The following is a 26,242-nucleotide window of genomic DNA, read 5'->3' on the forward strand; positions in this document are numbered from 1 at the left end:
TCTGGCGACAAACGCATTGAACAGTTCGCGCTGGCGGCAGTCAGCTTTAGGAACCTTACTTTTCACGGAGAGCGCACCATGAGTGATACCCCGATCCTTAAACGCGTCGAACGCCCACTGCACGATTATCCAGAGCAGAACGTGCAGGGTTGGGAGCGCATCGGCTCACTGGCCGGTGGCGTGTTGATGATGGGCAAAGGCCTGCGCCGTGGTGGCATCTTCGGCCTGGTGCAACTGGCTATTGGTGGTGCAGTGCTCGCTCGTGGCATCACGGGTCACTGCTCGGCCAAGTCCTTGCTGGAGAAAAGCCGTAGCGAGATGGAGGTGGCCCGTGCGCGCATTGAAGAAGCGGGCGCCGAGCTGAGCAAGCTCAAGACCAAGGCAGAAGTCGCGGCAGAAGAAGCGGTGGTGAAGAGCATCGATTCGGTCAAGGGTCCGAAAGGTATTTAAGGCGATCAACGCTTCAGGACGCGCACTGTGCGCGATCCCGGTGGGCCTCTTGGCGGGCCCACCACCCCAGGTCAGCGCGCACACGCCTAGAGCTGACCGCTTGCAGCATCAGCCGGCGCGAAAGATCAGATAATCCTCCCAGTCGTCTTGCGCCACACTCTTTTCGCTGAGCATACGACCGGACTGGGAAATCCCCTGTGCGTGGACCTGATCCCGGTCACCACACACCAGAGGATGCCAAAGCGGCAGATCCTTACCCTCGCTTACTAACCGATAGCCACAGGTGGGCGGCAACCATTTGAACTCGTCAGCCTGACCCGGCGTGAGCTGAATGCAATCAGGCACAAGCGCGCGACGATTGGGATAGTCACTGCACTGGCAGGTTTTCAGGTCCAGCAAGGTGCAGGCGATGCGCGTGTAATACACGCTACCATCGTCTTCATCCTCAAGCTTTTGCAGACAACACAGGCCGCAACCGTCGCACAGGGACTCCCACTCGACCTGATCGAGCTGGTTGAGGGTTTTGCGCAGCCAGAATGGTTCGACTTTGGCGGTCATGATTTCCCGAGGAATCGGTAGAGGTGAGGGAAAAGGCCGTCAGTCTAGTGGCACCGGGCACTGGGGCCAAGCGCGAACGACTGGCGGTACACACAGACTTGTCAGCAGACGGCCAGCGCAGTAGTTTTAGCCCTTCGCGAATCCACGCCCCAGCGCGTTCGCGACCGCTGCATCACAGACCAACAGTTGGACGATGCCTGCCGTCCACGGCCCATCTGACCGATTCCGCTCATCGCCCGCAGGTGTGCGGCTACCCCAATTCTTTCAGGATCAGAAACCCCATGAGCGCCAATTCTCGCGTCGCCGAATACGCCATTCACCCCCAGTTCATCGAACGCTGGTCGCCACGCGCGTTCAATGATGAAAGCATCCCGCAGGAGACGCTGCTCAGCTTTTTCGAAGCGGCACGCTGGGCACCGTCGGCCTATAACTCACAGCCTTGGCGCTTCCTCTATGCCCGCCGCGACACGCCGGACTGGGAACGTTTTCTCGGTCTTCTGAACGAATTCAACCGGGGCTGGGCGCAGCACGCGTCAGCGCTGGTGATCATCATCTCCAAAACCACCTTCACAGCGCCAGGCGCCAGTGAAGAGACGCCTGCGCTGTGGCACACCTTCGACACCGGTGCAGCCTGGGGCTACCTGGCCCTGCAAGCCAGCCACAGCGGCTGGCACACCCACGGCATGGCCGGCTTCGATCAGGAACTGACCCGCACCGAACTAAAGATCCCGGATGACTACGCACTGCATGCAGCGGTGGCGATCGGCAAACTGGGTGATAAGACGACTCTGGCCGACTACCTGCAGGCCCGCGAAGCCCCAAGCCCTCGCCGCCCGGTCGCTGAACTGGCGGCTGCGGGGGACTTCTCCCTTTAAGGCGAGCCGCGCTCCTATTAGCAGCATGGTTTGCCAGCGGCAGCATCCGCAATCTTGCTACCGCCGCAAGCCGTGCAACTAAAAGGGAATGCTCACGAGAAGCGTTGCCGAGCCCCTAGGCTCTGTACGAAAAGGGGCTGCGCTCGGTGATGCTGCGTTAAAAACAGGCTCGAAATGCTCATTTACAACACGTAGACTCCGCCTCCTCGCCTGTTTTTGCCTTGCCTGACCTTCGCTCGCCGACTTTTCGTACAGAACCTAGTAGCCCTTCGCGAAATCCACTTGCCCGCGCAAAGCCTCGCCCGCCATGAACGCTTTAAGGTTCTCGACGAACAGTTGGGTCATCGCTACAGGTGAGGTCGGCCCCGAGCTGTGGCCGGTCAGCAGCAGGCCCCAGGCGGTCCAGAATGGATGACGCTGCGGCAATGGCTCCTGACGACAGACATCGATCACCGCGCCCGCCACATGGCCTTCCTTAAGGGCGTGCACCAGATCGGCATCGACCACCGCCACGCCCCGGCCAATGTTGATGAACAACGCCGATGGCTTGAACCGGGCAAACAGCTTCGCATCATAGATATCGTGAGTCTGCGGTGTGTTGGGCAGCAGGTTAATGACGAAATCGACCTCGCTGACCAACCGTGGCAGATCCTCCAGCGCACCGACTTCAACGAAGGGCGCCAGCGTCCGAGCCGTCGAGGCGACGCCATACAGCTGCACGCCGAACGGCACGAGAAACTGCGCCACGCTGGCGCCGATGTCGCCGGTGCCGACGATCAGCACCTTGCGTCCGGCCAGGCTTTGCCCCATCCGGTCATCCCATTTTCGCTCGACCTGACTGACCAGCCGCGCCAGCACTTCGCGCTCGTGAACCAGCATATACGTCAGGACAAACTCGGCCATTACCTGACCATAGATGCCCACCGCGCGGGTCAGCCGGTAATCGCGGTTCAGACCATGGGCGAGTAACGGCGTGACCCCGGCCCAGGTCGACTGCAGCCACTGTGGCTTGCGACCCTGACGCAGCAAGGTTGCCAGCAGGTCTGGCTGGCCCAGCCAGACCGGCGCATCGGCAGCCAGTTTCGACAGTTCGGCGGAATCACCTGTGCTGAGCACTTCGATGTCCGGGGCGGCTTTGCGAAGCAGTTCGGTGTAAACAGGATAATCGTGTTCGGCGATCAGAACGCGCATGGATTCAAAACTCAAAAAAACAGGACATGCGACCGCCAGTCTTTCGACGCCTACGCCTTGTGGCGAGAACGCAGGCCGAAAGACACGGCGGTCCGGTAAACCCCTGCGTTGAATTGCAGGGTCGACAATCGATCAGATCGGGTCGTTGCGGCGCAGCAACTCTTCGGGCAAGTGCTCGATGTACTCGTCCTCGGCCGGTGGCATCTGCAGGTGATAGCCCTGCTTTTCCAGATTGGCCAGCACTGCGTGAATGTCTTCACGGGCCAGGTTGCGCTCAGGTGTCAGAACCAGATCGAAGGCATGCTGCGGCTTGCCAAATGCGCCGAGCAGTTCATCGGGCACACGCTCCAGAGCATCGCTCTTGAGCACATACAGGTACATTTCATTTTTGCGTGGGCTGCGATAAATGGAGCAGATACGTTTCAAGGCTGTTCTCCGGGGTTGGCCAGGCTGTCGAGCAGCATCTGGCCCATCAACTCGCGGCGCCAGCCACGCAGCGAATCGGGCAGTTTATAGGGACCGTCAGGGAAACCGGTCTTGAGCAAGGCTTCGAGCGTCTTCTTGCGCAGCATCAGCTCAGGCGCCATGTCCAGGCGCTCGGCTTGCTGCTGACCAATGACGCGCAGGCTCTTCAACACATTGGACGCCTCGATCGGCAACGGCTCTGGCAACGCCGGCGGCCATAGATCCGGCGACACGCTGCCGGCCTTTTTGATCAGATCCAACAAAAATTCGCCGTCCTGGCGCACGGTCTTGGGGTGCATGTCTTCGATCTTGGCCAGCGCCCCGAGGTTGTCCGGTTGACTCTTGGCCAGCGGCCACAGCGAATGCTCGCGCAGCACCCGGTTACGCGGCTGATTGCGCAGACGGGCCTGCTGCTCGCGCCAGGCGCACAGCTCCCGCAGCACGTTCAACTGTGCGCGAGACAGCTTCCAGGCCAGTTTGGCCTCGCGATAGACCTGGTACGGATCGGTTTCGCGACGCAGATTGGCCACCAGCTCAGCGCCGTCTTCCAGCAACCAGGCGTATTTGTCATCGGACAAACGCGGCCGCAACAGGCTGTAGACCTCGGCAAGGTGCACGGCATCTTCAGCGGCGTAGCTGATCTGGGTCTCGGACAGGGGACGTTGCAGCCAGTCGGAGCGGGTTTCGCCCTTGGGTAACTCGATGTTCAGCACTTCCTGCACCAGACGCGAATAGCCCATCGAGAACCCAAGGTTCAGATAAGCGGCGGCCAATTGGGTGTCGAACAACGGCGCGGGCAGGCTGCCGGTCAGGCGCAGCAGAACTTCCAGGTCCTCGCTGCAGGCGTGAACCACCTTGATGACATCGGAATTTTCAAGCAAGTCAGCCAGAGGCTTCCATTCGCTGATCAGCAGCGGGTCGATCAGATAGGCACGTGATCCATCACCGATCTGCAGCAACGCGGCAATAGGATAGAAGGTGTCGACCCGCATGAATTCGGTGTCGAGCGCGACAAACGGCAATGCCTGCCACTGCGCGCAATGTTGGGCGAGGCTGTCGTCGTCGCGAATCCAGTGAATATCGATGGCCACACGGCTCTCCCTTGAAGAATGGCGCGCAGTATATATCGCTATAAGCAGTAACCGGGCATCCGTGCTGCAAGTCTCGAACAACTTCATCTTCGATATTATTGCCAAGGCGGCGGCGTACGACCGTCCATCGAATCGATCATCCGCGCTTGCGCAGCACGTAAACCCGCCACATGGCATACCCTGGCAGAAAATCGTGATGACCGACGATGCGAAAACCGGCTTCGATGAACTCGGCCTCGATCTGCGCCCGGCACACGACAAAACGGTTACGCACCTCTGGCGTCCCGTCGAGCGTGCGCTTGTGACCCTCCAGCCGCTTGCGACGCCATGCTTTGATATTGCCATCGACCCATAACGCGACGATGGCTGTGTCGCGGGTGACCCGATAGAACTCCTCAAGTATCGCCCTGCGCTTATCGCTGTCGGCAACGTGATGAAACAGCCGCATGCAAAAGATGCAATCCACCGAATTGGCGGATAGGTCGATGGACGATGCGGAACTCTGAAACGTGCGAATGCGCTCGCGCACGTCCACGCACGACTGGGCCTGGGCGATGTCCAGCGTGTCCCAGGACGGGGCCGCGGCCAGAATCACCCGGTTGGCGTGTTCGGCCAGCACCGGCCAGAAACGCCCGGAGCCCGAAGGCAGGTCCAGCACCAAACCAGGCTCGCCGGCATCGCGCAATGCCTGACGCGCCAGTTGCGCATCGCGCCATAGGCTCAAACGCCGCGCAAGCCCCTGCTCATGGCGCAGCACGTATGGCTGCGCCCGGCCGTCGTCGCGCGCGTGGTCACTCATTGGCCAGTACCCCGTCCGTGTATATCCTCCGGCAGCCAGCGAACAGATCCAGCGCCGGGTTATAGACCCCAGTGCGCACCTGCAGTAGCCCCAACATCGAATGGAACACATTGTCCTGGCTCAAAGGCGCGCTGCGTTCTTTCTGCAGACAATGAGTGTCCACGGCAAATGACCGTTGATAGGTGTCTGAGAACCAGGCAATCATCGGCACATGTTTCTGTTGGTCGGGCGCAAGCATGTAAGGGGTGCCGTGCAAAAACAGGTTGTATTCGCCCAGCGACTCGCCATGGTCGGACACGTACAACATTGCAGTGTCCACCTTGTTCTGGTTACTGCGCAGGATGTCGATCAATGACGCCAGGACATGATCGGTATACAACAAGGTGTTGTCGTAGCCGTTGACGATACTTTCCCGCGAGCAGTTATTGAGCGCATTACTGGCACAGACCGGTGTGAACTTTTCGAACGCTTTCGGATAACGCTTAAAGTATTCGGGACCATGGCTACCCATCTGGTGAAGTACCAGCACCGTATCCTTGTCCAGCTTATCGATAAAACGTTGCAGCCCCTGCAGCAGAATCTCGTCGCGGCATTCATGGTTGGCGCACAGCACCGGATCGGTGAGATTACTGACGTCCTGCAGCGTCACACGGTCGCACGTGCCCTTGCAGCCCGACTGATTGTCGCGCCAGATCACGTCAAGGCCCGCGTGCTTGAGCACGTCCAGCAGCCCTTCCTTGTTTCTCGCCGTGCTGGCGTCGTAATCCTTGCGGCCCATGTTGGAGAACATGCACGGCACCGACACGGCGGTTTCGGTGCCGCAAGAGTGCACATCGGTAAACGTCAGCACACCGTGCTCTTTCTTCAATTGCGGCGTGGTGTCGCGGTTATAACCCAGGATGCCGAAGTTCTCGGCCCGTGCACTTTCGCCTACGACCAGTACCGTCAACGACTTGCGCTTGTGCTGCCGCCAGTCGCTGGACAGCGTCGCGTCCTGACCGATACTTACGAATGGTTGCCGTGCCGATTTGACCCGCTCGCTCAAGTAGCTCGCCGATGCACCGATGTAATTGCTCGGCACGACCATCAACCGTAATTCGTGATGGTTACGCAACAGCGATGACAAGCCTTGATAATTCATCAGCGCCACCCCGCCCATCACGCTGGCACACACGACAATGACCACGACCTTGCTCAAGGCCTCCCGCGACGATGAGCGATAGTTGACGGGCAGCTTACAGACAAGCAGGGATGGCACGATGCCTAGCAACAGCAAGTAAGCGAACAGTTTGAGCGATAACAGATCCTGAACTTCAGTGGCGTTGGTTTCAGTAAAGTTGCGCAGCATCCCGGCGTCAATCATCACACCGTACTGATTCATGAAATAAGCGACGCCGGCGCTGATCAGGAATAAAACAGTCAATACCGGTTTCAATACGTACTTGAAGGCGAACAGCGTCAGAACAATATTGAACACACATAAAATCAACACCGCGAACGCGCCGCACAACAACAGGCCTGCCCCGTTGAAATCGGTGATGGTGAACACGTGCTGCCAGAGCGTCGGGTTAAACCCGACCAATAAAAAAATACTGGCGAGCACGGTCACGCGCTCAGGACGTACTGCTTTTACGTTCAGCATCGAGGATCTGGGGGCCTGAAAAGAGAAGTCGATCAAGAGAATAGACACTCTTTCGACGTCACAACTTTAGGCAGTCAGCCATAAATTTTTTGTGAAAAGCATGAGAACAAATGGTGGGGCCCGACATGTTTTTTCGGCAGGATTTCTTCCTGCAATACATATCTGCCACGCAGGCTCAACGCCGATCACGTGTGGGCACACCACGTCCGGATACTGCGCTGAACCTGCGCGAGTGCGTCGCAAGTTACGACGGCAGCGTAAGAGACTGGACGGCAGATGCGGCAGCGGTGACGCACCCTGTGTCGGTACGAGCGTCGCTCGCCACTGCATCCTCAATAATCATCAGCGCCGCTTTCTCGGCGATCATCACGGTGGGCGAGCAGGTGTTTCCGGACGTGATGCGCGGCATGATCGAGGCATCGACCACGCGCAAGCCCGCTACGCCATGCACTCGCAGGCGCTCGTCCACCACCGCATCAGGCCCTTGGCCCATCTTGCAGGTGCCGACCGGGTGAAAAATAGTGGTGCCGATAAGACCGGCGGCCTGGCGCAGCTCTTCCTCGGTTTGCAGCGTGGCTCCAGGCAGATACTCAACAGGGTGGTAGCTGGCCAAGGCAGGCGCGGCGGCGATGCGGCGGGTCAGGCGAATTGCATCGGCGGCGACTTTCAGGTCGGTTTCGTGGCTGAGGTAGTTCGGGCGAATCACGGGTACGGCGTCTGCCAGTGGCGAGCGGATTTGCACAGTACCGCGGCTTTGCGGACGCAGGTCGCACACCGATGCCGTGAATGCGGGGAAGCCGTGCAAGGGCTCGCCAAAGCGCTCCAGTGACAACGGCTGCACGTGATACTGCAGATTCGCCGAGGTCTGCTCCGGCCCGGAACGAGCGAACGCGCCCAACTGACTCGGCGCCATCGCCAGCGGACCACTGCGATTGAAGGCATAACGCAGGCCCATATGCATCTTGCCCCACAGGCTGCCCGCCATCTGGTTCAGGGTATGACCGTTGCTGACCTTGTAGATCAGCCTCAGTTGCAAATGGTCCTGCAAATTGCCGCCGACACCCGGTAGTTCATGGTGCACACCGATGCCAAGCTTTTCCAGGAGCGCACGCGGTCCGATCCCTGAGCGCTGCAAGACCATGGGGGATCCGATCGATCCGCAGCAGAGAATGATTTCTCGCCTGGCGCGCAGCTTCTGTTGCTGATCGCCCACCTTGGCCAGCACCGCACTCGCCCGCCCGTTTTCGAACTCGATGCGCGACACTTCGGCGTTGGTCTTCACCGTGAGGTTCGGCCGCTGCAACACTGGACGCAGGAACGCCTTGGACGCATTCCAGCGTACGCCGCGCCGCTGGTTGACCTGAAAGTAGCTGCAGCCCTCGTTGTCGCCGCCGTTGAAGTCGGCAATCGACGCGATGCCGGACTGCGCCGCCGCCTCGCGAAAGGCATCGAGCAGGGTCCATGACAGGCGCTGCTGCTCGACCCGCCACTCGCCTTGCGCGCCATGCTGTTCGGAGTCTCCGTCGAAATGGCTTTCCGAACGCTTGAAGATCGGCAGCACGTCCCGCCAGCCCCAACCCTTGTTGTCCTCGGCGGCCCAGGCGTCGTAGTCGCGGGACTGGCCGCGCATGTAGATCATGCCGTTTATCGATGAACAGCCGCCCAGCACCTTGCCCCGCGGGTAGCTCAAGGCACGCCCGTGCAAGCCAGGCTCGGCTTCGGTCTTGAAGCACCAGTCGGTACGCGGGTTGCCGATGCAGTAGAGGTAGCCCACCGGGACGTGGATCCAGGCGTAATTGTCCTGCCCGCCCGCTTCGAGCAGCAGAACACGATGAGCGGGGTTGTGCGACAGCCGATTGGCGAGCAGGCATCCGGCCGGACCCGCGCCGACGATCACATAGTCATAGAGCACACTGTCCGTTTGCATGTGTCCCTCGTCGATGTTTTTGTTTTTATCGAGGGCCCATCCTGATGTCTTTTGCGACAAAACAAAAGACCGCCGCATGTTGCCATGGGGCGGTCTTTATTTAGCCGAGCGGTTTTAAACCGCGCTGCGACGGTAGCTGCGGTAGTTCGGCATCCAGAAGTTACGCTCGATGGCGTCTACCAGCATTTCTTCGGTGGTTTCCAGCGCAACGTTCTCAGCTTGGGCCTGCTTGGCCACCGCCAGTGCAATCTTCTTGCTCACGGTCTGGATTTCTTTGAGCGGCGGCAGGACAGCATCGCCTTTGCCGGTGACCATCGGCGAGCATTCGGCCAACGCATTCGAGGCCGCCATCAGCATCTTGTCGGTGATACGCGTGGCTTTCGCCGCGATCACACCCAGACCGATGCCCGGGAAGATGTAGGAGTTATTGCACTGGGCGATATGGAACGTGCGATCGCCTACCGTGACGGGTGCGAATGGACTGCCTGTGGCAACCAGCGCATCGCCGTTGGTCCAGGTCAGTACCTCCTGCGGTGTGACTTCGACTTTGGAGGTCGGGTTGGACAGCGGCATCACCAGCGGCTTGGCGCAATGCTTGTGCATTTCGCGGATGACTTGCTCGGTGAACAGGCCCCGCTGACCGGATACGCCAATCAGCACGGTCGGTTTGCCGTGGGTGACCACGTCCAGCAACTCAGGATAGCCCTCGCCGCTCGACCAGCCCGCCACATCCCCGGCCTTCTGCGCCAGGTTCTTCTGGAAGTCCAGCAGGTTGTCCATGCTGTCGGTCAACAGTCCGAAACGGTCGACCATCATCACCCGCTTGCGGGCTTCGGCTTCGCTCAGGCCTTCGATGACCATCGCGGCGATGATGTGTTCGGCGATACCGCAACCGGCGGAACCTGCGCCCAGGAACACCACGCGCTGCTGACCCAGGGTTTCATTCTTGGCCTTGCACGCCGCGAGCAGCGTGCCTACTGCCACCGAGGCCGTGCCCTGAATGTCGTCGTTGAAGCAGCACAGCTCGTCGCGGTACTTCTCCAGCAATGGCATGGCGTTGGTCTGGGCAAAGTCCTCGAACTGCAGCAGCACGTCCGGCCAGCGACGCTGAACCGCTTCGATGAACAGGGCGACGAAGTCTTCGTATTCCTTGCCGGTGACGCGCTCGTGGCGCCAGCCCATGTACATCGGGTCATCCAGCAGCTCTTTGTTGTTGGTGCCGACGTCCAGCACGATAGGCAACGTGTAGGCCGGGCTGATCCCGCCACATGCGGTGTAGAGCGACAGCTTGCCGATGGGGATGCCCATGCCGCCGATGCCCTGGTCGCCCAGGCCCAGGATGCGCTCGCTGTCAGTCACCACGATGATCTTGATGCGATCCTTCGTTGCGCTGCGCAGGATGTCGTCGATGCGGTCGCGCTCGGGGTAGGAAATAAACAGCCCGCGGTGGGTGCGGTAGATCTTGGAGAACTCTTGGCACGCCTGACCCACGGTCGGGGTGTAGATGATCGGCAGCATCTCTTCCAGATGCGAGTCCAGCAGGCGGAAGAACAGTGTTTCGTTGTTGTCCTGGATCGAACGTAGATAAATATGCTTGTCCAGGTCGCTCGCGCACTGCTTGTACTGGCTGTAGACGCGGGTCTGCTGCTCTTCGATGGTTTCAACGTTCTGCGGCAGCAGGCCGACCAGGTTGAAATCCACCCGCTCCTGCGGCGTGAAGGCGCTGCCTTTGTTCAGCAGCGGCATCTCCAGCAGCGAAGGGCCAGCGTAGGAAATATATAAAGGTCGCGAGGTCTTGGTCATCAGTAATCGCCTTTTCTCTATTTGCTCTATCAATACGTCATCGAAACAGTGCCCCGGAGGTCGCTTCACGACACTCAACGCAGGCTCCGTCCGAAAAAAATAGGGGAGATGGGAAATCAGGGTGCCTATCTTACTCGCCTCGAAGCGATTGCGACATTTTGTCACTGATTAGATTGCCAAATAGTGGCTATAGGAGAGGCCGTTGAACTGTCAGGGTTGTCAAGCAAGGATGCCGAACCCGAGCCCAAGGTGAGTACAAAATGTTTCATCAGCCACCGTATCAGGCAACGAACGTCGCATTTGGCAGCAAAAAATCCGTTTCACCCTTTCGATCCACATCGAGTGAAGGCACAATCGCCGTCCTTTTTCGGCTGGCATTGCGGGAGGCCACGAAATGATCAAAACGCCGTACTACCTCATCGATAAAGAAAAACTGCTGCGCAACATGGAAAAGATCGCGTACATGCGCGAGCAATCCGGCGCCAAGGCCTTGCTGGCGCTCAAGTGCTTCGCAACCTGGTCGGTGTTCGACCTGATGCAGCAGTACATGGACGGCACCACGTCCTCGTCGCTCTATGAATTGAAACTGGGTCGCCAGAAGTTCGAGGGCGAGACGCATGCGTACAGCGTGGCCTGGGCAGATGACGAGATCGAAGAGATGCTCGAAAACTGCGACAAGATCATCTTCAACTCCATCAGCCAGCTGGAGCGCCACGCTCCTGCCTGCACGGACAAAGTGCGCGGTCTGCGCGTCAACCCGCAGGTCAGCAGCTCCGACTACCTGCTGGCCGACCCGGCGCGTCCCTTCAGCCGCCTGGGCGAATGGGACCCTGAGAAGATCGAAAAAGTCATCGAGCAGATCTCCGGTTTCATGTTTCACAACAACTGCGAAAACGGCGATTTCAGCCTGTTCGACCAGATGCTGTCGACCATCGAAGAGCGCTTTGGCCATTTGCTGCATAAGGTCGAGTGGGTCAGCCTCGGTGGCGGCATTCACTTCACCGGCGAAGGCTATCCGCTGGACGCGTTCTGCGCGCGCCTCAAGGCCTTTTCGCAGAAATACGGCGTGCAGGTTTATCTCGAACCGGGCGAAGCGGCTATCACTCAAAGTGCCTCGCTGGAAGTGACCGTGCTCGACACCCTGTACAACGGCAAGCACCTGGCCGTGGTCGACAGCTCCATCGAAGCACACATGCTCGACCTGCTGATCTACCGCCTGGACGCCAAGCTGGCGCCGAGCTCAGGCGATCACACTTATATGGTGTGCGGCAAATCCTGCCTGGCCGGGGATATCTTCGGGGAATATCAGTTCGATCGTCCGCTGGCCATCGGCGATCGGCTGTCGTTCGTGGACGCAGCGGGCTACACCATGGTCAAGAAAAACTGGTTCAACGGCCTGAAAATGCCGTCCATTGCAGTGAAACAACTCGACGGTACAGTCGAGGTGGTTCGTGAGTTTGGTTTTGACGATTACCTGTCCAGCCTCTCGTAAGCTGGCAGAAAGGAGAGAGAAAGAAATTGAAGAAGAACGTTCTTATCATTGGTGCAGGAGGTGTCGCCAAGGTGGTGGCCCACAAGTGCGCGCAGCATAACGACGAACTCGGTCGTATTGCCATCGCGTCGCGCAACATCTCCAAGTGCCAGGCCATCATCGACAGCGTCAACGCCAAGGGCAGTCTCAAGCAGCCTGCGGCAATCAAGGCTTACGCCCTGAACGCGCTGGATATCGAAGCGACCAAAGCGTTGATTCTGGAAACCGAATCGCAGATCGTGATCAACGTCGGTTCCTCGTTCCTCAACATGTCGGTGCTGCGCGCCTGCATCGATACCGGCGCGGCTTATCTGGATACTGCTATCCACGAAGAGCCGGGCAAAGTGTGCGAAACCCCGCCTTGGTACGGCAATTACGAGTGGAGAAACCTCGAGGAGTGCCAGGAGAAAAACATCACGGCCATTCTCGGCATCGGTTTCGACCCGGGTGTGGTCAACGCCTACGCGGCATTGGCGCAGCAACAGTATTTCGACCGCATTGATTCGATCGACATTCTCGACGTCAATGCTGGCTCCCATGGCAAATATTTCGCCACCAATTTCGATCCGGAAATCAATTTCCGCGAATTCACCGGACAGGTCTGGAGCTGGCAGAACAGCCAGTGGACCAGCAACAGCATGTTCGAAGTCAAGCGTACCGATGACCTGCCGGTTGTAGGCGCGCAGGACCTTTACCTCACCGGCCACGATGAAGTGCACTCGCTGTCGAAAAACCTCGACGTGCCCAACGTGCGATTCTGGATGAGCTTCGGTGCCCATTACATCAATGTGTTCACCGTCCTGAAGAACCTCGGCCTGCTGTCCGAACAACCGGTCAAAACCGCCGAAGGCGTCGAGATCGTGCCGCTGAAAGTGGTCAAGGCTGTGCTGCCTGATCCCGCCTCGCTGGCGCCGGGTTATGTCGGCAAGACGTGCATCGGTGATCTGGTCAAAGGCACCAAGGACGGCAAGCCTCGCGAAGTGTTCATCTACAACGTCGCCGATCACGAAGAGGCCTTCGCCGAGACTGACAGTCAGGGCATTTCCTACACCGCAGGCGTGCCGCCGGTGGCCGCAGCCCTGCTGGTTGCCCGTGGCGAGTGGGATGTGAAGCGCATGGTCAACGTCGAAGAGCTGCCTGCCCAGGCGTTCCTCAAAGCTCTGGAAGTGATGGGCCTGCCAACGCGCATCAAGGATGAGAACGGCGACCGTCCCTGGGACGAATAAGCCGTGAAAACAGGTGCGCTCATTGCGAGCGCACCTTGAGTAATTGCTGCGCCCGCCCGATGAAACAGGGATCCTGTCCTTACTCCATCGGCCGGGCAGGCCCTCCCCACCGACTCCTCAATGGTTGCGCCTGCTGGGCGTTAAAACCGCAGACGCCTGCCATCAGAACTGCCAATCCAGAGACAGCCCCACGCCGTGGGTTTTGTCACGGGCGCCGAGCAAGCCGCTGTAGTCAAAGTTGACACGAGCTTCCCTGCTCAGCATCAGGCTGGCGCGAGCGCCGACCACCGCAGCGTCGCGGTCCATCGAAACACCTTGCACCGTGAAGCTGTTGCCGGCGTTGGCATTGGCAAACGCCAGGTGCTGTTCGCTGTTAATGTCGCTCAGGTTGTGCTGCCAGCCGAGGGTCGCGGACAGGTCCAGTTTCTGGCTGTCGTTAAGGTTGAATCGATTGCCAGCACGCATGCCTAGCGTGGAGAGCACGGTATCGCGGTTGTCGTCATGTCCCTTGAGCGCAGTGGCGCCGCCTTTTTCAGTAAAGCCATCGCTGTCCAGGTGCACATAGGCCAGGTTGGCGAACGGTTCCAGTGCCAGCGGTTGCAGGTTCAGGCGGTAGGCGGCTTCGGTGAAGACCTGGGTCGACTGGGCATCACGCTTGACCTTTTGCCGATCAGAAAACTCGCCGTATTGCAGGTCACGCTTGACGTCGATGCGATGCCAGCTGTGGGACGCACCGGCAGTCAAACGCAGCGCACCTTCTTCGTGGCCAATGTAGGCACCCAAGTGGTAGCTGTCCGCCGAGGCGCGGGAATGGGTGTCGTCGCCCAGACTCAGGGAGGTGTCGCTGTAACCCGCCATCACACCCAGACGCGTGTGATCGCTGATCAGGCCGTCGACACCAGCGAGCAAGCCGCCCAGCGATGAAACCGAGCTGGCGCTGTCACTGCTCCCCGAGTTCTTGCCCCAGGCGCCCAATGCCTTGACCCACACCGAGTTGTCTTCACTGCCCGGCGCCGGCTGCTCGTAGAGTCCGGCGACACGCAAGCGATCACCCACAGCATCGCGCAACTGGCGGCTGTCGTTGATCAGTTGCGTGGCGATGGCAGGGTGCACTTCGCCGGATAATTGGGTGAAGGCGCGACGTGCAGTGGCGGTGTCCTGGCTCAGGATCAGACTCTCATACACGGGATTGCCCGCGCCCAGTTGCTCGGCGGCTTGCGCCACATTGCGCTGGTTGGCGGTTTGCGCGGCACTGGCGAAACTGTCGCCGTTGCGTTCCACGGCCAGGGTCACGCCGGTACCGGTGTACGCCAGATTACCGCTGAGGAAGGTGTAGTCGTGTGCCACTGAAGCAAACTGCCCCTCGACCCCTCCCGACGCTTGCAGCACGTTGAATTGCCGACCGAGAACGCTGGCGGTCTGGCCACTGCTGAGCAACGAGGCGTTGCTCAGCAGTGCAAGGGTCATGTTGGCACCGCTCACGGTCGCGTTGCCGCCAGCAATGATCCGATCACTGCCGCTGGGTGACAGCTCAACCGCGTAGATCGAACCTGGCGCCAACCTGAGATCGCCAGCGACCTGCAGCGTACCGATGGAGTTGCCCGGCGCGACTGTACCGCCACGGTTGGCGGTCAGCGAACCGACGCTGCCGTTGCCGCCCAGTACGCCGCTGTCATTGACGGTCACTGCCGAGGCCAGTGAACCGTTCACCGCCAGACGGCCCTGATTGACCAGCGTCGGGCCGCTGTAGCGGTTGCTTCCCGTCAGCACCAGCGTGCCAATGCCCTGCTTGGTCAGCCCGCCATGCCCGGATATGTCGTTGCTCCAGACATCCAGCCCGCATTGCGGGCCGCTGCAAGTGCGCTGGGTCGGCTTGCCCGCATCGACCACAGCGCCGACGCCAGGCAAATCTGCAACGAACTGGCTGTCGCCATAAGCACCGCTGATCCTGAATTCGCTGGGAATGTCCGCCTCGGTGACGAACATGGCCGGGCCGTTGACCGCCTTGCCCAGATTGATCATGCCCCAGCCATACAGCGCGTCGATGCCCGGCGCGCCAAGGTCGGTGGCCGTGGTCTTCAGGACTTCGGCTACCTGCGCACCGGTCATGTACGGGAAGCGCTCCATCAGCACCGCCAGGCTGCCCGCCACGTGCGGCGCTGCCATGGAGGTGCCGTTCTTGTTAGCCCAGCCGACGGTGAGGTCTTCGAGGCTGGTGCCGTTAAGCACCGAACTGTAGATCCGGGTTCCCGGTGCCGCTACGCAGAAACTGGCGGTGTAACCGCAGCGCGAGGAGAACGTGCTCAGCGTATACGGCGTGGCGGCGGCTGCGGCGGCATCCGGGTTCTGCTGCAGGGCCGCTACGGTCAGCCAGTTCGGCGCAATTTCTGGTACGAAATAGCCAAGTCCGGCCATGGCGTCAGGGTTGTTGAGGTTGTAATCGTTACCCGCAGCGAAAATGGTGACCACGCCGCTGCGCGCAGCATCGATTGCGCCCTGATACGCCCCGCCCGGCGCGGTGCCGAGGATCTGGCGGATCTGATTGAACTGCAGTTGGGCATCCTCAACGGTGAAGTGCGGGAACGCCGGATCGCGGCCGCCCTTGGCGAACCGGTCAGTGATGCCGATGCCCCAACTGTTGTTGATCACCCGAGCGCCACTGTTGACCAACGCGTTCCAGCCTGCTTGATACACCGCGCCGTCGTTGCCCAGCACGATGCCATCTTCCGGCCCGGGGTCGCCATTGTCGGCGCTGATGATCTGCGCATTGAAAGCAACCCCGTGCATCGGCCCGCCATCGCGATTACCCCCAGCGATGCCGCCGACGTGGGTGCCGTGGTTACCGAGCTTGCCGTTGGAGTCGAGACTCGGCGCGCCGTCATAGCGAAATGGGTCGCCCGCTTTCACCGGGATATACGGGTCGGTGTATTGACGGATGCCGCTGGTGACCAGATTGACCACCTTGTTGGGGCTGTTGAATTCAGGATGCGCGGCGTAGACCGGCTGGTCGAAGACGCCGAGCTTGACGCCCTTGCCGGTATAGCCAGCCGCGTAGGCTTGATCGGCATTGATCGCGCCCAACCCCCAGTCGGCATTGAACTCGGCACTGCGCCAGCTGGCGGGATTACCGGCCTGCCCGGCTTCCACGTAGGGAGCGGCATGCGCCACGCCGGTGCTGGTCAGGTAGCAAGCCAGTGCGCCGCAAGAAGCGCGATTGATCGCCCGGATGACCGAACGTAGAGAGATGACCAAGCCATGTCGGCTATTAAACGCGTCTTTCATGAAACTACCGTCCTTAGTTAACGCACACGAATCTGCGCGCGCATGCGGGTGCATGCGCGTTGTTCTCTTGGGTCAGGTGGGTGGGGCTTAGAACTGCCAGTTAAGGCTCAGGCCGACACCGTGGCTTTTTTCGCGACTGGCCAGTTGGCCGCTGTAGTCGAGGTTGATCCTGGCTTCCTTGCTCAACGCCAGGCTGGCATGGGCGCCTACCAGCGCAGCGTCGCGCACCAGCGGCGAGCTTTCGATGGCGAAGTTGCTGCCCCCGGAGGCAAAAGCCAGATGCTGTTCGGAGTCGATGTTGCTCAGGTTGTGCTGCCAGCCGAGGCTGCCGGACAGGTCGAGTTTCTGCTGGTTGGTGAGCGCAATGGTCTTCAGCGCTCGCACGCCCAGAGTGCTCAGCACCGCATCACGGGTGTCGCTACCGGAAGACAAAGCCGCAGCATCGCCCTTCTCGGTAAAACTGTCGGTGTCCAGGTGGACATAAGCGAGATTGGCGAATGGCTCGACGATCGCTGGCTGCAACTGGATGCGCCAGGCAGCCTCGGTAAACAGCTGGCCGCTCTGCGCGTCGTGTTTGGTTTTCTCCCGGCCGCTCGCGCCGTTGACCTGCACATCACGCTGGGTATCAATCCGGTGCCAGGCGTAAGCACCACCGAGGGTCAGACGCAGCGCGCCGATTTCATGGCCCAGATAAGCGCCCAGGTGGTAGCTGTCCACCGAGGACCGCGAATGGGTGTCAGAACCCATGCTCAACGAACTGTCGCTGTAGCCGGCCAGTACGCCCAGCCGGGTGTCGTCCGCCACCTTGCCATCGACGCCCGCAAGCAGGCCACCAATGGAACTGGAGTAAGCGGCAGTGTCGTGCCGCGAATCGGTCTTGCCCCAAGCACCCAGCGCCTTCAGCCAAACGTTGCTTTGTCCAGACACCTCGTCGCCGGTGCCAAACACGCTGGACCCCAAGCGCTCGCCGACGGCATCCCGCACCTGGCGGCTGTCGTTGATCAGTGCTGTGCCGATCGCCGGGTGTATCTCCCCCGACAACTGCTGGAAGCTGTCGCGCGCCGAGGCCGCGCTCTGGGCCAGCAACAGGTTCTCGTACACCGCATTGCCAGCGCCCAACTGCTCGGCAGCGGTTGCCACGGCGGCCTGATTCGGCGTCTGTGCCACGCTGCTGAATGCCGCACTGCGCACGATGTTCAACGCCACAGCGTTGGCCGCGTAATCAAGCCGACCACTCAGAAAGGCATAGCTGGACGTTACCTCGCCGAACTGGCCATTGATGCCGTTGGCCGCCTGCAACACGTTGTACTGCTGGCCGAGTACGCTTCGGCTGGTTGCGGCGTTCAATGCTACCGGCGTCTGGTCCAGCGACAGCGTCATGTTCGCGCCCGAAACGGTGGCCTTGCCGGTGGCCACGATACGATCACTGGCGACGGGAGAAAGCTCTACTGCATAGGTGGAACCCGGCTCAAAGCTGACATCGCCATTGACTTGCAACGTGCCGATGGAATTGCCCGGCGCAACGATACCGCCGCCGTGCGCAGTCAACCCGCCAATCAGACCCGAGCCGCCCAGCGTACCCCCGGCGTTGACCTGCACCGTCGAAACCAGTGAACCGTTGACCGACAGCAAGCCACCATCGACCAGCGTGTCACCGCGGTAAGTATTGGTGCCTTCGAGAATCAATCGTCCGGCGCCGGATTTGATCAGGCTGCCCTGATACTGCCGCTGTGCTGCCGCAGCGGCGCGGGCTGTACCTACCGCATAGTCGGTCTGATCCTGTTGGCTCGCCGTGCTGGCAATGCCGCTCTGCCAGCCTTTGCTCACCAGCGTTTGTTGCCATTGGGCCTGCTCGGCCTGGTCCTCCACCTGACGCTGGATCAGCGCCTGATCGGAAATGCCATTGCTCCACACGTCGCTCTGGCCTGCGCCCAGATTGGCGTTGAAGGTGCCGAGCAACTGACCCGGACCGTGCATCGCCCGCTCCAGGTTCGCCACACCCCAGCCCACGCTGGTGTTAGGCACCTGGGTGACAGAGCCGTCCAGCTGGGTTGCGGTGGTCAGCAACACTTGCAGCGCCTGCTCATTGTTCATGTACGGGTAGCGTTCCATCACCAGCGCCAGCGCGCCCGTGGCATGGGGCGCAGACATCGAGGTACCGGACTTGAGCGCGTAACCGCCCCCTGGCACGGTGCTGTCGATCAACCGCCCCGGCATGGTGATGCACCAGTATTTGGAGAGCCCGCACTGGTTGTAACGTTGACCGTTGGCGCTATCGAGCCCCGACACCGCCAGCCAGTGACCTTCCAGGTCGGGCTCGAAATAAGGCAGCGAAGCGCGCACGCTGGCGTTGGCGTAACCGCTATTGCCGGCACTGAACACATTGATCACGCCGGCGCGCGAGACATTCGCCGCTTCGTCCAGCCAGGTGCCGCGGTTGTAGTGCTGAGCATAGGCGGCGTACACGCCATCGACCGTGGCGTAGGTCACGTCGGGCGGCTGGCTGCCCCAGCTGTTGTTGATGGCGCGCACTCCGGCGTCGGCCAGTGCCGTATACGCCGCTTTGAAGTAATGCGAATCCGGATTGGGACCGAACAGAAAGCTGTCGCTCTGATTGGTGTTGGCGACATAGATTTGCGCGTCATACGCCACACCGTGCATGCCGACGCCATCCCGTGCCGCGCCCATGGTGCCGGTGACGTGGGTGCCGTGAGTGTCGTTGTTAGGGTTGATCACACCGGTAATGCTGAAGGGCGAGCCATCAACGTAGGTGCCGCTGGTGGTCACCGCGTGGTAGCGCGATGGGCTGGCTTCCGGGTGGGAGGGGTCGAAACCCGAGTCCAGCGCGCCGACCTTGATACCTGCACCCGTGATCCCGGCAGCGTATGCCTGATCAGCCTGAATACGACCCAGGCCCCAATCGCTTTGAAACTCTGCGGAGCGCCAACTGGCGGCGTCGCCCAACTTGCCCTGCTCGATGTAGTCGGCATGAGCGCAACAGCCAAACGTGAAAGACAGCGCGTACAGCGCGCTTGTTGCGGCAGGTTTAAAACAGTAACGAACGGCACCCACAGTCTTCGAGTTTCGCATCCTTGCACCTGGCTAATAGTCCGCCCTTGATTGAGCGATGCCAGAACATAGTTCGCACTTAAACACTTGGCAACAGTTTTGTTTCAGTTCTGATACAAATTATAAAAGCCGACGCTCATCGCATGGACTTTGCAAGAGACTTTCTAACTTGTTGGAAGTGATGGATTTTATCAAAACTTATAAAAAACACCGGCAGATCAGTAATGGCTATTTAGTTGCACTAAGTGGCACTAAGCCATTAATCCTCATTAAGTACGCGCTGTCAGCCTTATCCCTATACCGGTCTGCAGAACGGCAAACGCGACGTAATCGATACGCAACGTTAGTTGCCTTGGCCGATCACCAAGCAACCCAAAGCAAACGTCGATAGGTTGATGTCGAGTCTGCACCAACGAATCCTCATAGCCCGCGGACCCGTGGGTGTCCAACGGTCATGGGTTGAAACTTCCCGGCTAGGGGCGCACCGGCCGCTTGGCGGCTTCGGGCAACGGCGCCGATTTCGCTGGTTTCTCAAAAGCGCCCCCTCCTATAGCTCGACATCCTGCAGGCCCAGCAAACGCTGGGCGTTACCCGTCAGGTGTCCAGCGCGCCAAACGAAATACAGGTCAGAACGTCCCGCCTCGCCCAGCGAATGCACCCGCACCGCCGTCCGCCCCGGCAGTGTCTGCAGCATCGCACGCGGCACCCACGCGGCTCCGGCACCTGCCGTCACGCACGCGAGCATGGTGTGGTAGGACTCCATCTCGATCATCTGCAAATGCTCCCCTGCGCACGCCTGCAGCCAACGATCCAGCCGTAGCCGGAACGAGCAGTTCTGGCGAAAGCCATAAATCTCCCGACAGCGCAGGTCACTGGCAGCCTGCACTGGCCCGTGGGCCTGTTCGGTGATCAGCACCAGGTGATCGGAGAAGGCATAACGGCTATCCAGCGCCGGGGACTGCACCGGGCCGTCGGTCAGCGCAATGTCCAGCAGTCCCTCAGCGACCTGCCCCATCAACACCTCCGAGACGTCGCTGCGAATGTCCATGCTCACCTGTGGGTGGCGCTGGCGAAAGCGTCCCACGAGCTGCGGCATGAACGCCACCAGGCCAACGTCCAGCGCGCCCAGCGTCAGATGGCCGCCTACCTGTTCTTCGCGAATCAGCGCCTTGGCGCCATCGCTCAGCTCGATAATCTGCTGCGCCCGCGCCAGCAATGCGCGCCCGAACGGCGAGAGGGTCAGGCGCTGTTTTTCGCGCACGAACAGCTGGCAGTCCAGGTCTTGCTCCAGTTGCTGGATACGCAAGGTCACGCCGGAAGGCACCCGGTGCAGCTCCTTGGCCGCTGCCGTCACCGAGCCGGTTCGCGCCACGGCGCAAAATGCACGCAGTTGAGCAAGCTGCATGAGTTGTTCTCTTTTTCGAAAAAGGTGGATCAATATATTTCAATTTCAACAACAGTTACAAAACTTTAGGGTGGTGCTCACTAAAACCGAGGAAGAACTTCATGTACAACGATCTGATTCAGGCCCTGCTGCCACGCGAACCGTCCCAATTCATCGGCGGGCAATGGCACACCGGCCGCCAAACCCGCGAGGTGCTCAACCCTGCCACCGAAACGTCCATAGGGGTTGTCGCCGAGGGCGATGAACACACCGCCGAACAAGCCGTCGACAATGCCACGAAGGCGCAGAAAGCCTGGGCGCGGTTGGGTCTGGCGGCACGGGCCGAACACTTGCAGCGTCTGTTCGAACAGGTGCAGGAAAACAGCGAGGCGCTGGCTCGCCTGCTGGTCACCGAACAGGGTAAACCTATCAAGGAAGCGCGCGCCGAAGTGGGCATGGCACTGACCATGCTGCGCTACCATGCCGGACTGGGCTTTCGCCAGACCGGGCAAGTCATGGCCTGCGGCACTCCGGGGCGCACCATCAGCATCCGTGAAGAACCCTACGGCGTCGTAGCCGCAATCATTCCGTGGAATTTCCCGCTGGCGATGTTCCTTCGCAAGGTCGCGCCCGCCATCGTTGCCGGCAATTGCATCGTGGTCAAACCCAGCGAAAACACGCCTTTTTCGTCACTCGCCATGGCCACGTTATGCCAACGGGCGGGCATCCCCGCCGGTGTCGTGAACGTGGTAACCGGACCGGGTAAATCCCTGGGCGACGCGCTGGTGCGCCACCCCGGTACTCATCTGGTGACCATGACCGGCTCGACCCGCGCAGGCACGCAAATCCTGCATGCCGCCGCCGACAGCATTGTGCCGGTGTCGCTGGAGCTGGGTGGCAAGGCGCCTTTCATTGTCATGGCTGATGCCGATGTCGAACGTGCGGCCAAGGACGCGGTGGCGTCGCGCATGACCAACTGTGGTCAGGTGTGCATCGCCAACGAACGCACCTACGTGCATGCATCGATTCATGATCGCTTCGTCGAAGCAGTGGTGCGTGAAGCCCAGCAATTGAAGCTGGGCGATCCGCACGACGAGAGCACCGACATTGGCCCCAAGGTCAGCGCGGCAGAGCGCGACAGCGTGAACACCCACCTCGAACGCGCCCTGGAGCAAGGAGCACAGATTGCCGCCGGGGGTCCGCAGACTTTGCCCGCCGCCTTGAACACGGGTTATTGGGTAGCCCCGACCGTACTGACGGGCGTGAGCGCAGACGCCGACATCCTCTGTGACGAGGTATTCGGACCGATCCTGCCCATCGTCGCGTTCGACAATGAGCAGCAAGTCATCGAATGGGCCAACGCCAGCCACTATGGCCTGAGCGCCTATGTCTACACCCGGGACTTGAGCGCAACGATGCGTCTGGTGGACGCACTGGAAAGCGGTGAGGTCTACATCAACCGCATTGGCCCGGAAGAAATCAACGGCTTCCACGCCGGCTGGAAACGCTCGGGGCTGGGCGGCGATGATGGTGAGCAAGGTTATCGCACCTACGTGCGGACCAAGGTGACCTATCTGGATTACAACCAGTAAGCGGTTGGCCCGAGGCAGCCTGATACCTTGCGTAGCAGGCTGGCGAATAGCGTACGAGCCTTTTTCAGAACCATTCGAGCAATAGCCAGACGCAGATAAAGCAGGTTTAGCCGCTTTGCGAATCGGCACAGCCAGGCGATATCTCGCGTCAGCACAAACGAGCTTAAACGGATTAAGTCGTCCAGATGATCCGAGATGATCGCCACGGTGATCGCCAACCGGAGAGTCTGGTACTCATGAACGGCAATATTTCGCAAGCCGACCATATTCTTCATAGTGACTGTCGAATAGGTAAATCGCCTGCAAACCGGGCGGACGGTCCAGCAAGTGTATGGAGACCATTTCAACGTCCATCGACGTGCCCTGATCCTGTGCGACTCACCTGAGCAGAACAGCTTGCTCCGTTGGCCGCCTAAAGCAGCCCTGAAAACAAAAAGCCCCAGAAGTATAACTTCTGGGGCTTTCATTTGTGATGGCGGAGAGATAGGGATTTGAACCCTAGGTACTGTCGCCAGTACAACGGATTTCGAATCCGTCCCGTTCGGCCACTCCGGCATCTCTCCAACGGCGCGCATCATAACAGCTTGGTAAAAAAACGCGAATCCTTTTTTTCAAAATTTCCGCGTTTTTTCAGACGCTTGCGGCGCTTTTGCTGGTAACCAGCTGGGTTATAGAGGAACGCCCAGACGCTTGGCGACTTCTTCGTAGGCTTCGATGACGTCACCGAGGCCTTGGCGGAAGCGGTCCTTGTCCATTTTCTTCTTGGTGTCCTTGTCCCACAGGCGGCAACCGTCCGGACTGAATTCATCGCCCAGCACGATAGAGCCGTCGCTGAACACGCCGAACTCGAGCTTAAAGTCGACCAGTAACAGGCCCGCTTCGTCGAACAGTTTGGTCAGTACGTCGTTGACCTTGAGCGACAATTCCTTCATGCGTACGAGTTGCTCGGCGGTGCCCCAGCCAAACGCAACGACGTGGGATTCGTTGATGAACGGGTCGCCCTTGGCGTCGTCCTTCAGGAACAGCTCGAAGGTGTACGGGTTGAGCTTCGTGCCCTCCTCGACGCCCAGGCGCTTGACCAGGCTGCCGGCAGCGTAGTTACGCACGACGCATTCGACCGGGATCATGTCAAGCTTCTTGACCAGGACTTCGTTATCGGCCAGCAGTTTGTCGAACTGGGTCGGGATGCCGGCGGCTTCTAGCTTCTGCATGATGAAGGCGTTGAACTTGTTGTTCACCATGCCTTTGCGATCCAGCTGTTCGATGCGCTTGCCGTCGAACGCCGAGGTGTCATTGCGGAACAGCAGGATCAAGCGGTCAGCATCGTCGGTCTTGTACACCGACTTGGCTTTGCCGCGGTAGAGTTCTTCACGTTTTTCCATGATGGGCTCCGCTTGCGAAATACGTGGGCGAGACGCCCATTGAATAATTGGGGCGATACGCCCCTTATAAAGCAGGGCCGTCGCCCCGTTTGGGACGTCAGGCGATTTCGCGCCAGTCTAGCCCTGAATCCTGATCGGCCAATTGTAGCCAGTCCGCGTCGCACCCGAGGGCGTCGACGAAACATTGCCGGGCCAGGTGCGGCAGGTTGTTCTTGCTGCTCAGGTGAGCCAGCACCAGATGTTGCAGATCCTGCCACCCCAGTTCGTTGACCAGCCCCGCTGCCTGATGGTTGTTCAGGTGCCCGTGTGCCCCGCCGACCCGTTGCTTGAGGAAGTAGGGGTACGGCCCGCGCGCGAGCAGGTCACGGCAATGGTTGGACTCGATCATGAGCGCATCCAGACCACGGTAGCTGTCGAGCACCGACGGACAGTAGGACCCCAGGTCGGTCAGCAGGCCAAAGCGCTTGCGGCCGTCATTGAAGACGAATTGCGTCGGCTCCTGCGCATCGTGGGCCACGGAGACCACGTCGATGTTCAGGCTGCCGATCTGCACGCCTTGACCGCCGTGCAGCCTGACACCTGCTTCGACCGGCTTGCGCATGCCACGCAACGTGCCGTCACTGAGGTAGACCGGCACGTCGTAGCGCCGAGACAGCAATCCCACGCCATGCACGTGATCGGCATGTTCATGGGTGACCAGAATGGCGCTCAACTGCTTGCCACTGACGCCCAGCCTGTCCAGCCGACGCTCAGTTTCCCGCAGGGAGAAACCGCAGTCGACCAGCACGTACGTGTCGTTACTCGCAACCAGCGTGCCGTTACCTCGGCTACCGCTGCCCAGAACTGCGAAGCGCACTTAACCGAGGTTGTCTTGAATGACGCTCAACACGCGACGGGCGACTTCAGTCGGCGCAACGGTGTTGATGTTCTTCTCGACCGTGACCTGAACGTTCTCGCCGACCTTGCTCAGGCGCACCTGATAACGCTCGGCACGGGCCTCTTTCTGCTCCTTGGTCTCTTCGCTGCCGAACATGCGGGCGAAGACGCCAGGCTTGTTCTCGGGCTTGTCGGCTTTTTCAGCGAGGTTGATGTAATACAGACCCAGGCTGCGGTTGATGTCCTCAACGCGCCAGTCACCCTGGTTCAGGGCACGGCCCACGCTGGACCAGGCGCGATCGAGGTCGGCGCCCAGGTTCAGGACCGGGTTGCCGCTACCGTCTTCGCTAAGGGAAACGCGGCTTGGCGTGTCGAAATCACGCGCCGCCAGCAGCGACACTGAACCACCCTTCTCGGCGGTACGGGTCAGGCTTGCCAGCATGTCGTCGGTCAACACCGAATCCAGCCCGACGTTGGTGCTGCGCGACGGGAAAGCAGGCTCTTCGCTGCTGCCAGCCGGACGCTGCACGCTGACGATGTAGACTTCGCTGGTATTACGCTGCACGCCCGGCTCGATGCGAACGCGAACGCGGGTCTCGGTGCTGGCGGTGTCGCCAGTGCCGCCCATGCGCTTGGCAACCGAAGCGGACAGTTCGTCCATGCGCTGCCAGGTGGTGTTGAATTCACCGGTCTGCGGACGATCTTCGGCAATGCGGAAACCGTTGTCTTCGAAATACTGGTGAGCCACGGGCCAGACTTCGGCCGGTGCGCGCTGCGCCAGGATCCAGCGGTTGTCACCGCTCTTTTGCAGGGTGTAGTCGCCAGAGTCCTGAACGGTGGACAGCGGTTGCGGACGCGGCACGTTGAACTCACCCTTCTGGGTGTCATCCGCCACGTTACGCGGGATCGGCAGCAGCGGGTCCAGACGCTTGGTTTCCTGGACGCCCTCCGGCAGCTGAATCGGTGGTTTCTGGGTCGCTTCCAGGTAATCGCTGCTGCGATCACGGAAGTAACCGTCCTGACCAAACAACCAGCTGCAACCGCTGGTGCTGGAGATAATCAAGGCTAGTGCGGAAAGTCCGGCCAGTCGCTTCATTGC

At 60.2% G+C, this 26,242-nt stretch carries 19 protein-coding genes, 1 tRNA gene and 1 pseudogene; 5 read left to right on the forward strand and 16 right to left on the reverse strand.

Features of this window, described 5'->3' with window-relative positions:
* Positions 1-78 precede the first annotated feature (78 nt).
* Positions 79-450, forward strand: coding sequence for a YgaP family membrane protein (locus tag B3I26_RS00270; RefSeq protein WP_296254175.1), 372 nt, complete (start codon positions 79-81; stop codon positions 448-450).
* Between the two features lie 108 nt (positions 451-558).
* Here the strand turns inward: B3I26_RS00270 and B3I26_RS00275 are convergent, their stop codons facing one another.
* A complete protein-coding gene (locus B3I26_RS00275; protein ID WP_296254176.1) occupies positions 559-1,008 on the reverse strand; it encodes a YcgN family cysteine cluster protein in 450 nt (149 codons plus the stop codon).
* A gap of 281 nt (positions 1,009-1,289) precedes the next feature.
* Between B3I26_RS00275 and B3I26_RS00280 the strand changes: the two genes are divergently transcribed.
* Positions 1,290-1,883, forward strand: a complete 594-nt coding sequence (locus B3I26_RS00280) for a nitroreductase family protein (RefSeq protein WP_296254177.1) — start codon at positions 1,290-1,292, stop codon at positions 1,881-1,883.
* A gap of 258 nt (positions 1,884-2,141) precedes the next feature.
* Here B3I26_RS00280 and B3I26_RS00285 read toward each other — a convergent pair whose 3' ends face one another.
* The 7 genes from B3I26_RS00285 to B3I26_RS00315 form a co-directional block, all read right to left on the reverse strand.
* Positions 2,142-3,074 (reverse strand): D-2-hydroxyacid dehydrogenase, encoded by a 933-nt coding sequence (locus B3I26_RS00285; RefSeq protein WP_296254178.1) that lies wholly within the window; start codon positions 3,072-3,074, stop codon positions 2,142-2,144.
* A gap of 132 nt (positions 3,075-3,206) precedes the next feature.
* Positions 3,207-3,500: a YcgL domain-containing protein gene (locus B3I26_RS00290; RefSeq protein ID WP_296254179.1), complete on the reverse strand. Its 294-nt coding sequence runs from the start codon at positions 3,498-3,500 to the stop codon at positions 3,207-3,209.
* Positions 3,497-4,630: a ribonuclease D gene (gene rnd / locus B3I26_RS00295; RefSeq protein WP_296254180.1), complete on the reverse strand. Its 1,134-nt coding sequence runs from the start codon at positions 4,628-4,630 to the stop codon at positions 3,497-3,499. Before rnd ends, B3I26_RS00290 begins: the two co-directional genes overlap by 4 nt.
* Positions 4,631-4,766: 136 nt before the next feature.
* Complete coding sequence (locus B3I26_RS00300) at positions 4,767-5,429, reverse strand: class I SAM-dependent methyltransferase (RefSeq protein WP_296254181.1); 663 nt, start codon at positions 5,427-5,429, stop codon at positions 4,767-4,769.
* Positions 5,422-7,071: a phosphoethanolamine transferase gene (locus B3I26_RS00305; protein WP_296254182.1), complete on the reverse strand. Its 1,650-nt coding sequence runs from the start codon at positions 7,069-7,071 to the stop codon at positions 5,422-5,424. The genes B3I26_RS00300 and B3I26_RS00305 overlap by 8 nt, the downstream gene beginning before the upstream one ends.
* 244 nt (positions 7,072-7,315) lie before the next feature.
* Positions 7,316-8,998, reverse strand: a complete 1,683-nt coding sequence (locus B3I26_RS00310) for a GMC family oxidoreductase (protein ID WP_296254183.1) — start codon at positions 8,996-8,998, stop codon at positions 7,316-7,318.
* A gap of 114 nt (positions 8,999-9,112) precedes the next feature.
* The gene (locus B3I26_RS00315; protein WP_296254184.1) at positions 9,113-10,801 is read right to left on the reverse strand and encodes an NAD-dependent malic enzyme; all 1,689 of its coding nucleotides are present in this window, start codon (positions 10,799-10,801) and stop codon (positions 9,113-9,115) included.
* A 394-nt stretch (positions 10,802-11,195) separates the two neighbouring features.
* Here B3I26_RS00315 and nspC point away from each other — a divergent pair, with 394 nt between their 5' ends.
* Positions 11,196-12,293 (forward strand): carboxynorspermidine decarboxylase, encoded by a 1,098-nt coding sequence (nspC, locus tag B3I26_RS00320; RefSeq protein WP_296254185.1) that lies wholly within the window; start codon positions 11,196-11,198, stop codon positions 12,291-12,293.
* Positions 12,294-12,319: 26 nt separating this feature from the next.
* The gene (locus B3I26_RS00325) at positions 12,320-13,558 is read left to right on the forward strand and encodes a saccharopine dehydrogenase family protein (RefSeq protein ID WP_296254186.1); all 1,239 of its coding nucleotides are present in this window, start codon (positions 12,320-12,322) and stop codon (positions 13,556-13,558) included.
* 162 nt (positions 13,559-13,720) lie between these two features.
* Here the strand turns inward: B3I26_RS00325 and B3I26_RS00330 are convergent, their stop codons facing one another.
* From B3I26_RS00330 to B3I26_RS00340, 3 genes are all read right to left on the reverse strand, one after another.
* Positions 13,721-16,840 carry an autotransporter domain-containing protein gene (locus tag B3I26_RS00330; RefSeq protein WP_296254187.1) on the reverse strand — a complete coding sequence of 1,040 codons (3,120 nt, stop codon included), beginning with the start codon at positions 16,838-16,840 and terminating at the stop codon, positions 13,721-13,723.
* 87 nt (positions 16,841-16,927) lie between these two features.
* On the reverse strand, positions 16,928-19,930 hold the full coding sequence (locus B3I26_RS00335; RefSeq protein ID WP_296254188.1) for an autotransporter serine protease: 3,003 nt from the start codon (positions 19,928-19,930) through the stop codon (positions 16,928-16,930).
* Positions 19,931-20,456: 526 nt separating this feature from the next.
* Complete coding sequence (locus B3I26_RS00340; protein WP_296254189.1) at positions 20,457-21,314, reverse strand: LysR substrate-binding domain-containing protein; 858 nt, start codon at positions 21,312-21,314, stop codon at positions 20,457-20,459.
* Positions 21,315-21,415: 101 nt separating this feature from the next.
* On the opposite strand from B3I26_RS00340, the gene B3I26_RS00345 reads away from it, so the two are divergent.
* Positions 21,416-22,885 carry an aldehyde dehydrogenase family protein gene (locus tag B3I26_RS00345; RefSeq protein ID WP_296254190.1) on the forward strand — a complete coding sequence of 490 codons (1,470 nt, stop codon included), beginning with the start codon at positions 21,416-21,418 and terminating at the stop codon, positions 22,883-22,885.
* A gap of 134 nt (positions 22,886-23,019) precedes the next feature.
* On the opposite strand, the pseudogene B3I26_RS00350 reads toward B3I26_RS00345, so the two are convergent.
* The 5 genes and pseudogenes from B3I26_RS00350 to bamC form a co-directional block, all read right to left on the reverse strand.
* Positions 23,020-23,352: pseudogene (locus B3I26_RS00350) on the reverse strand (HepT-like ribonuclease domain-containing protein); the annotation flags it as partial.
* Between the two features lie 6 nt (positions 23,353-23,358).
* Positions 23,359-23,448: transfer RNA gene (locus tag B3I26_RS00355), tRNA-Ser, on the reverse strand.
* Between the two features lie 105 nt (positions 23,449-23,553).
* Positions 23,554-24,267, reverse strand: coding sequence for a phosphoribosylaminoimidazolesuccinocarboxamide synthase (gene purC / locus B3I26_RS00360; protein WP_296254192.1), 714 nt, complete (start codon positions 24,265-24,267; stop codon positions 23,554-23,556).
* Positions 24,268-24,364: 97 nt separating this feature from the next.
* Positions 24,365-25,123 (reverse strand): MBL fold metallo-hydrolase, encoded by a 759-nt coding sequence (locus tag B3I26_RS00365; protein WP_296254193.1) that lies wholly within the window; start codon positions 25,121-25,123, stop codon positions 24,365-24,367.
* Positions 25,124-26,239 carry an outer membrane protein assembly factor BamC gene (gene bamC, locus B3I26_RS00370; RefSeq protein ID WP_296254194.1) on the reverse strand — a complete coding sequence of 372 codons (1,116 nt, stop codon included), beginning with the start codon at positions 26,237-26,239 and terminating at the stop codon, positions 25,124-25,126.
* Between the last annotated feature and the right edge of the window lie 3 nt (positions 26,240-26,242).

Source organism: Pseudomonas sp. UBA5706 (assembly GCF_002419965.1).
In the GTDB taxonomy this organism is placed as follows: domain Bacteria; phylum Pseudomonadota; class Gammaproteobacteria; order Pseudomonadales; family Pseudomonadaceae; genus Aquipseudomonas.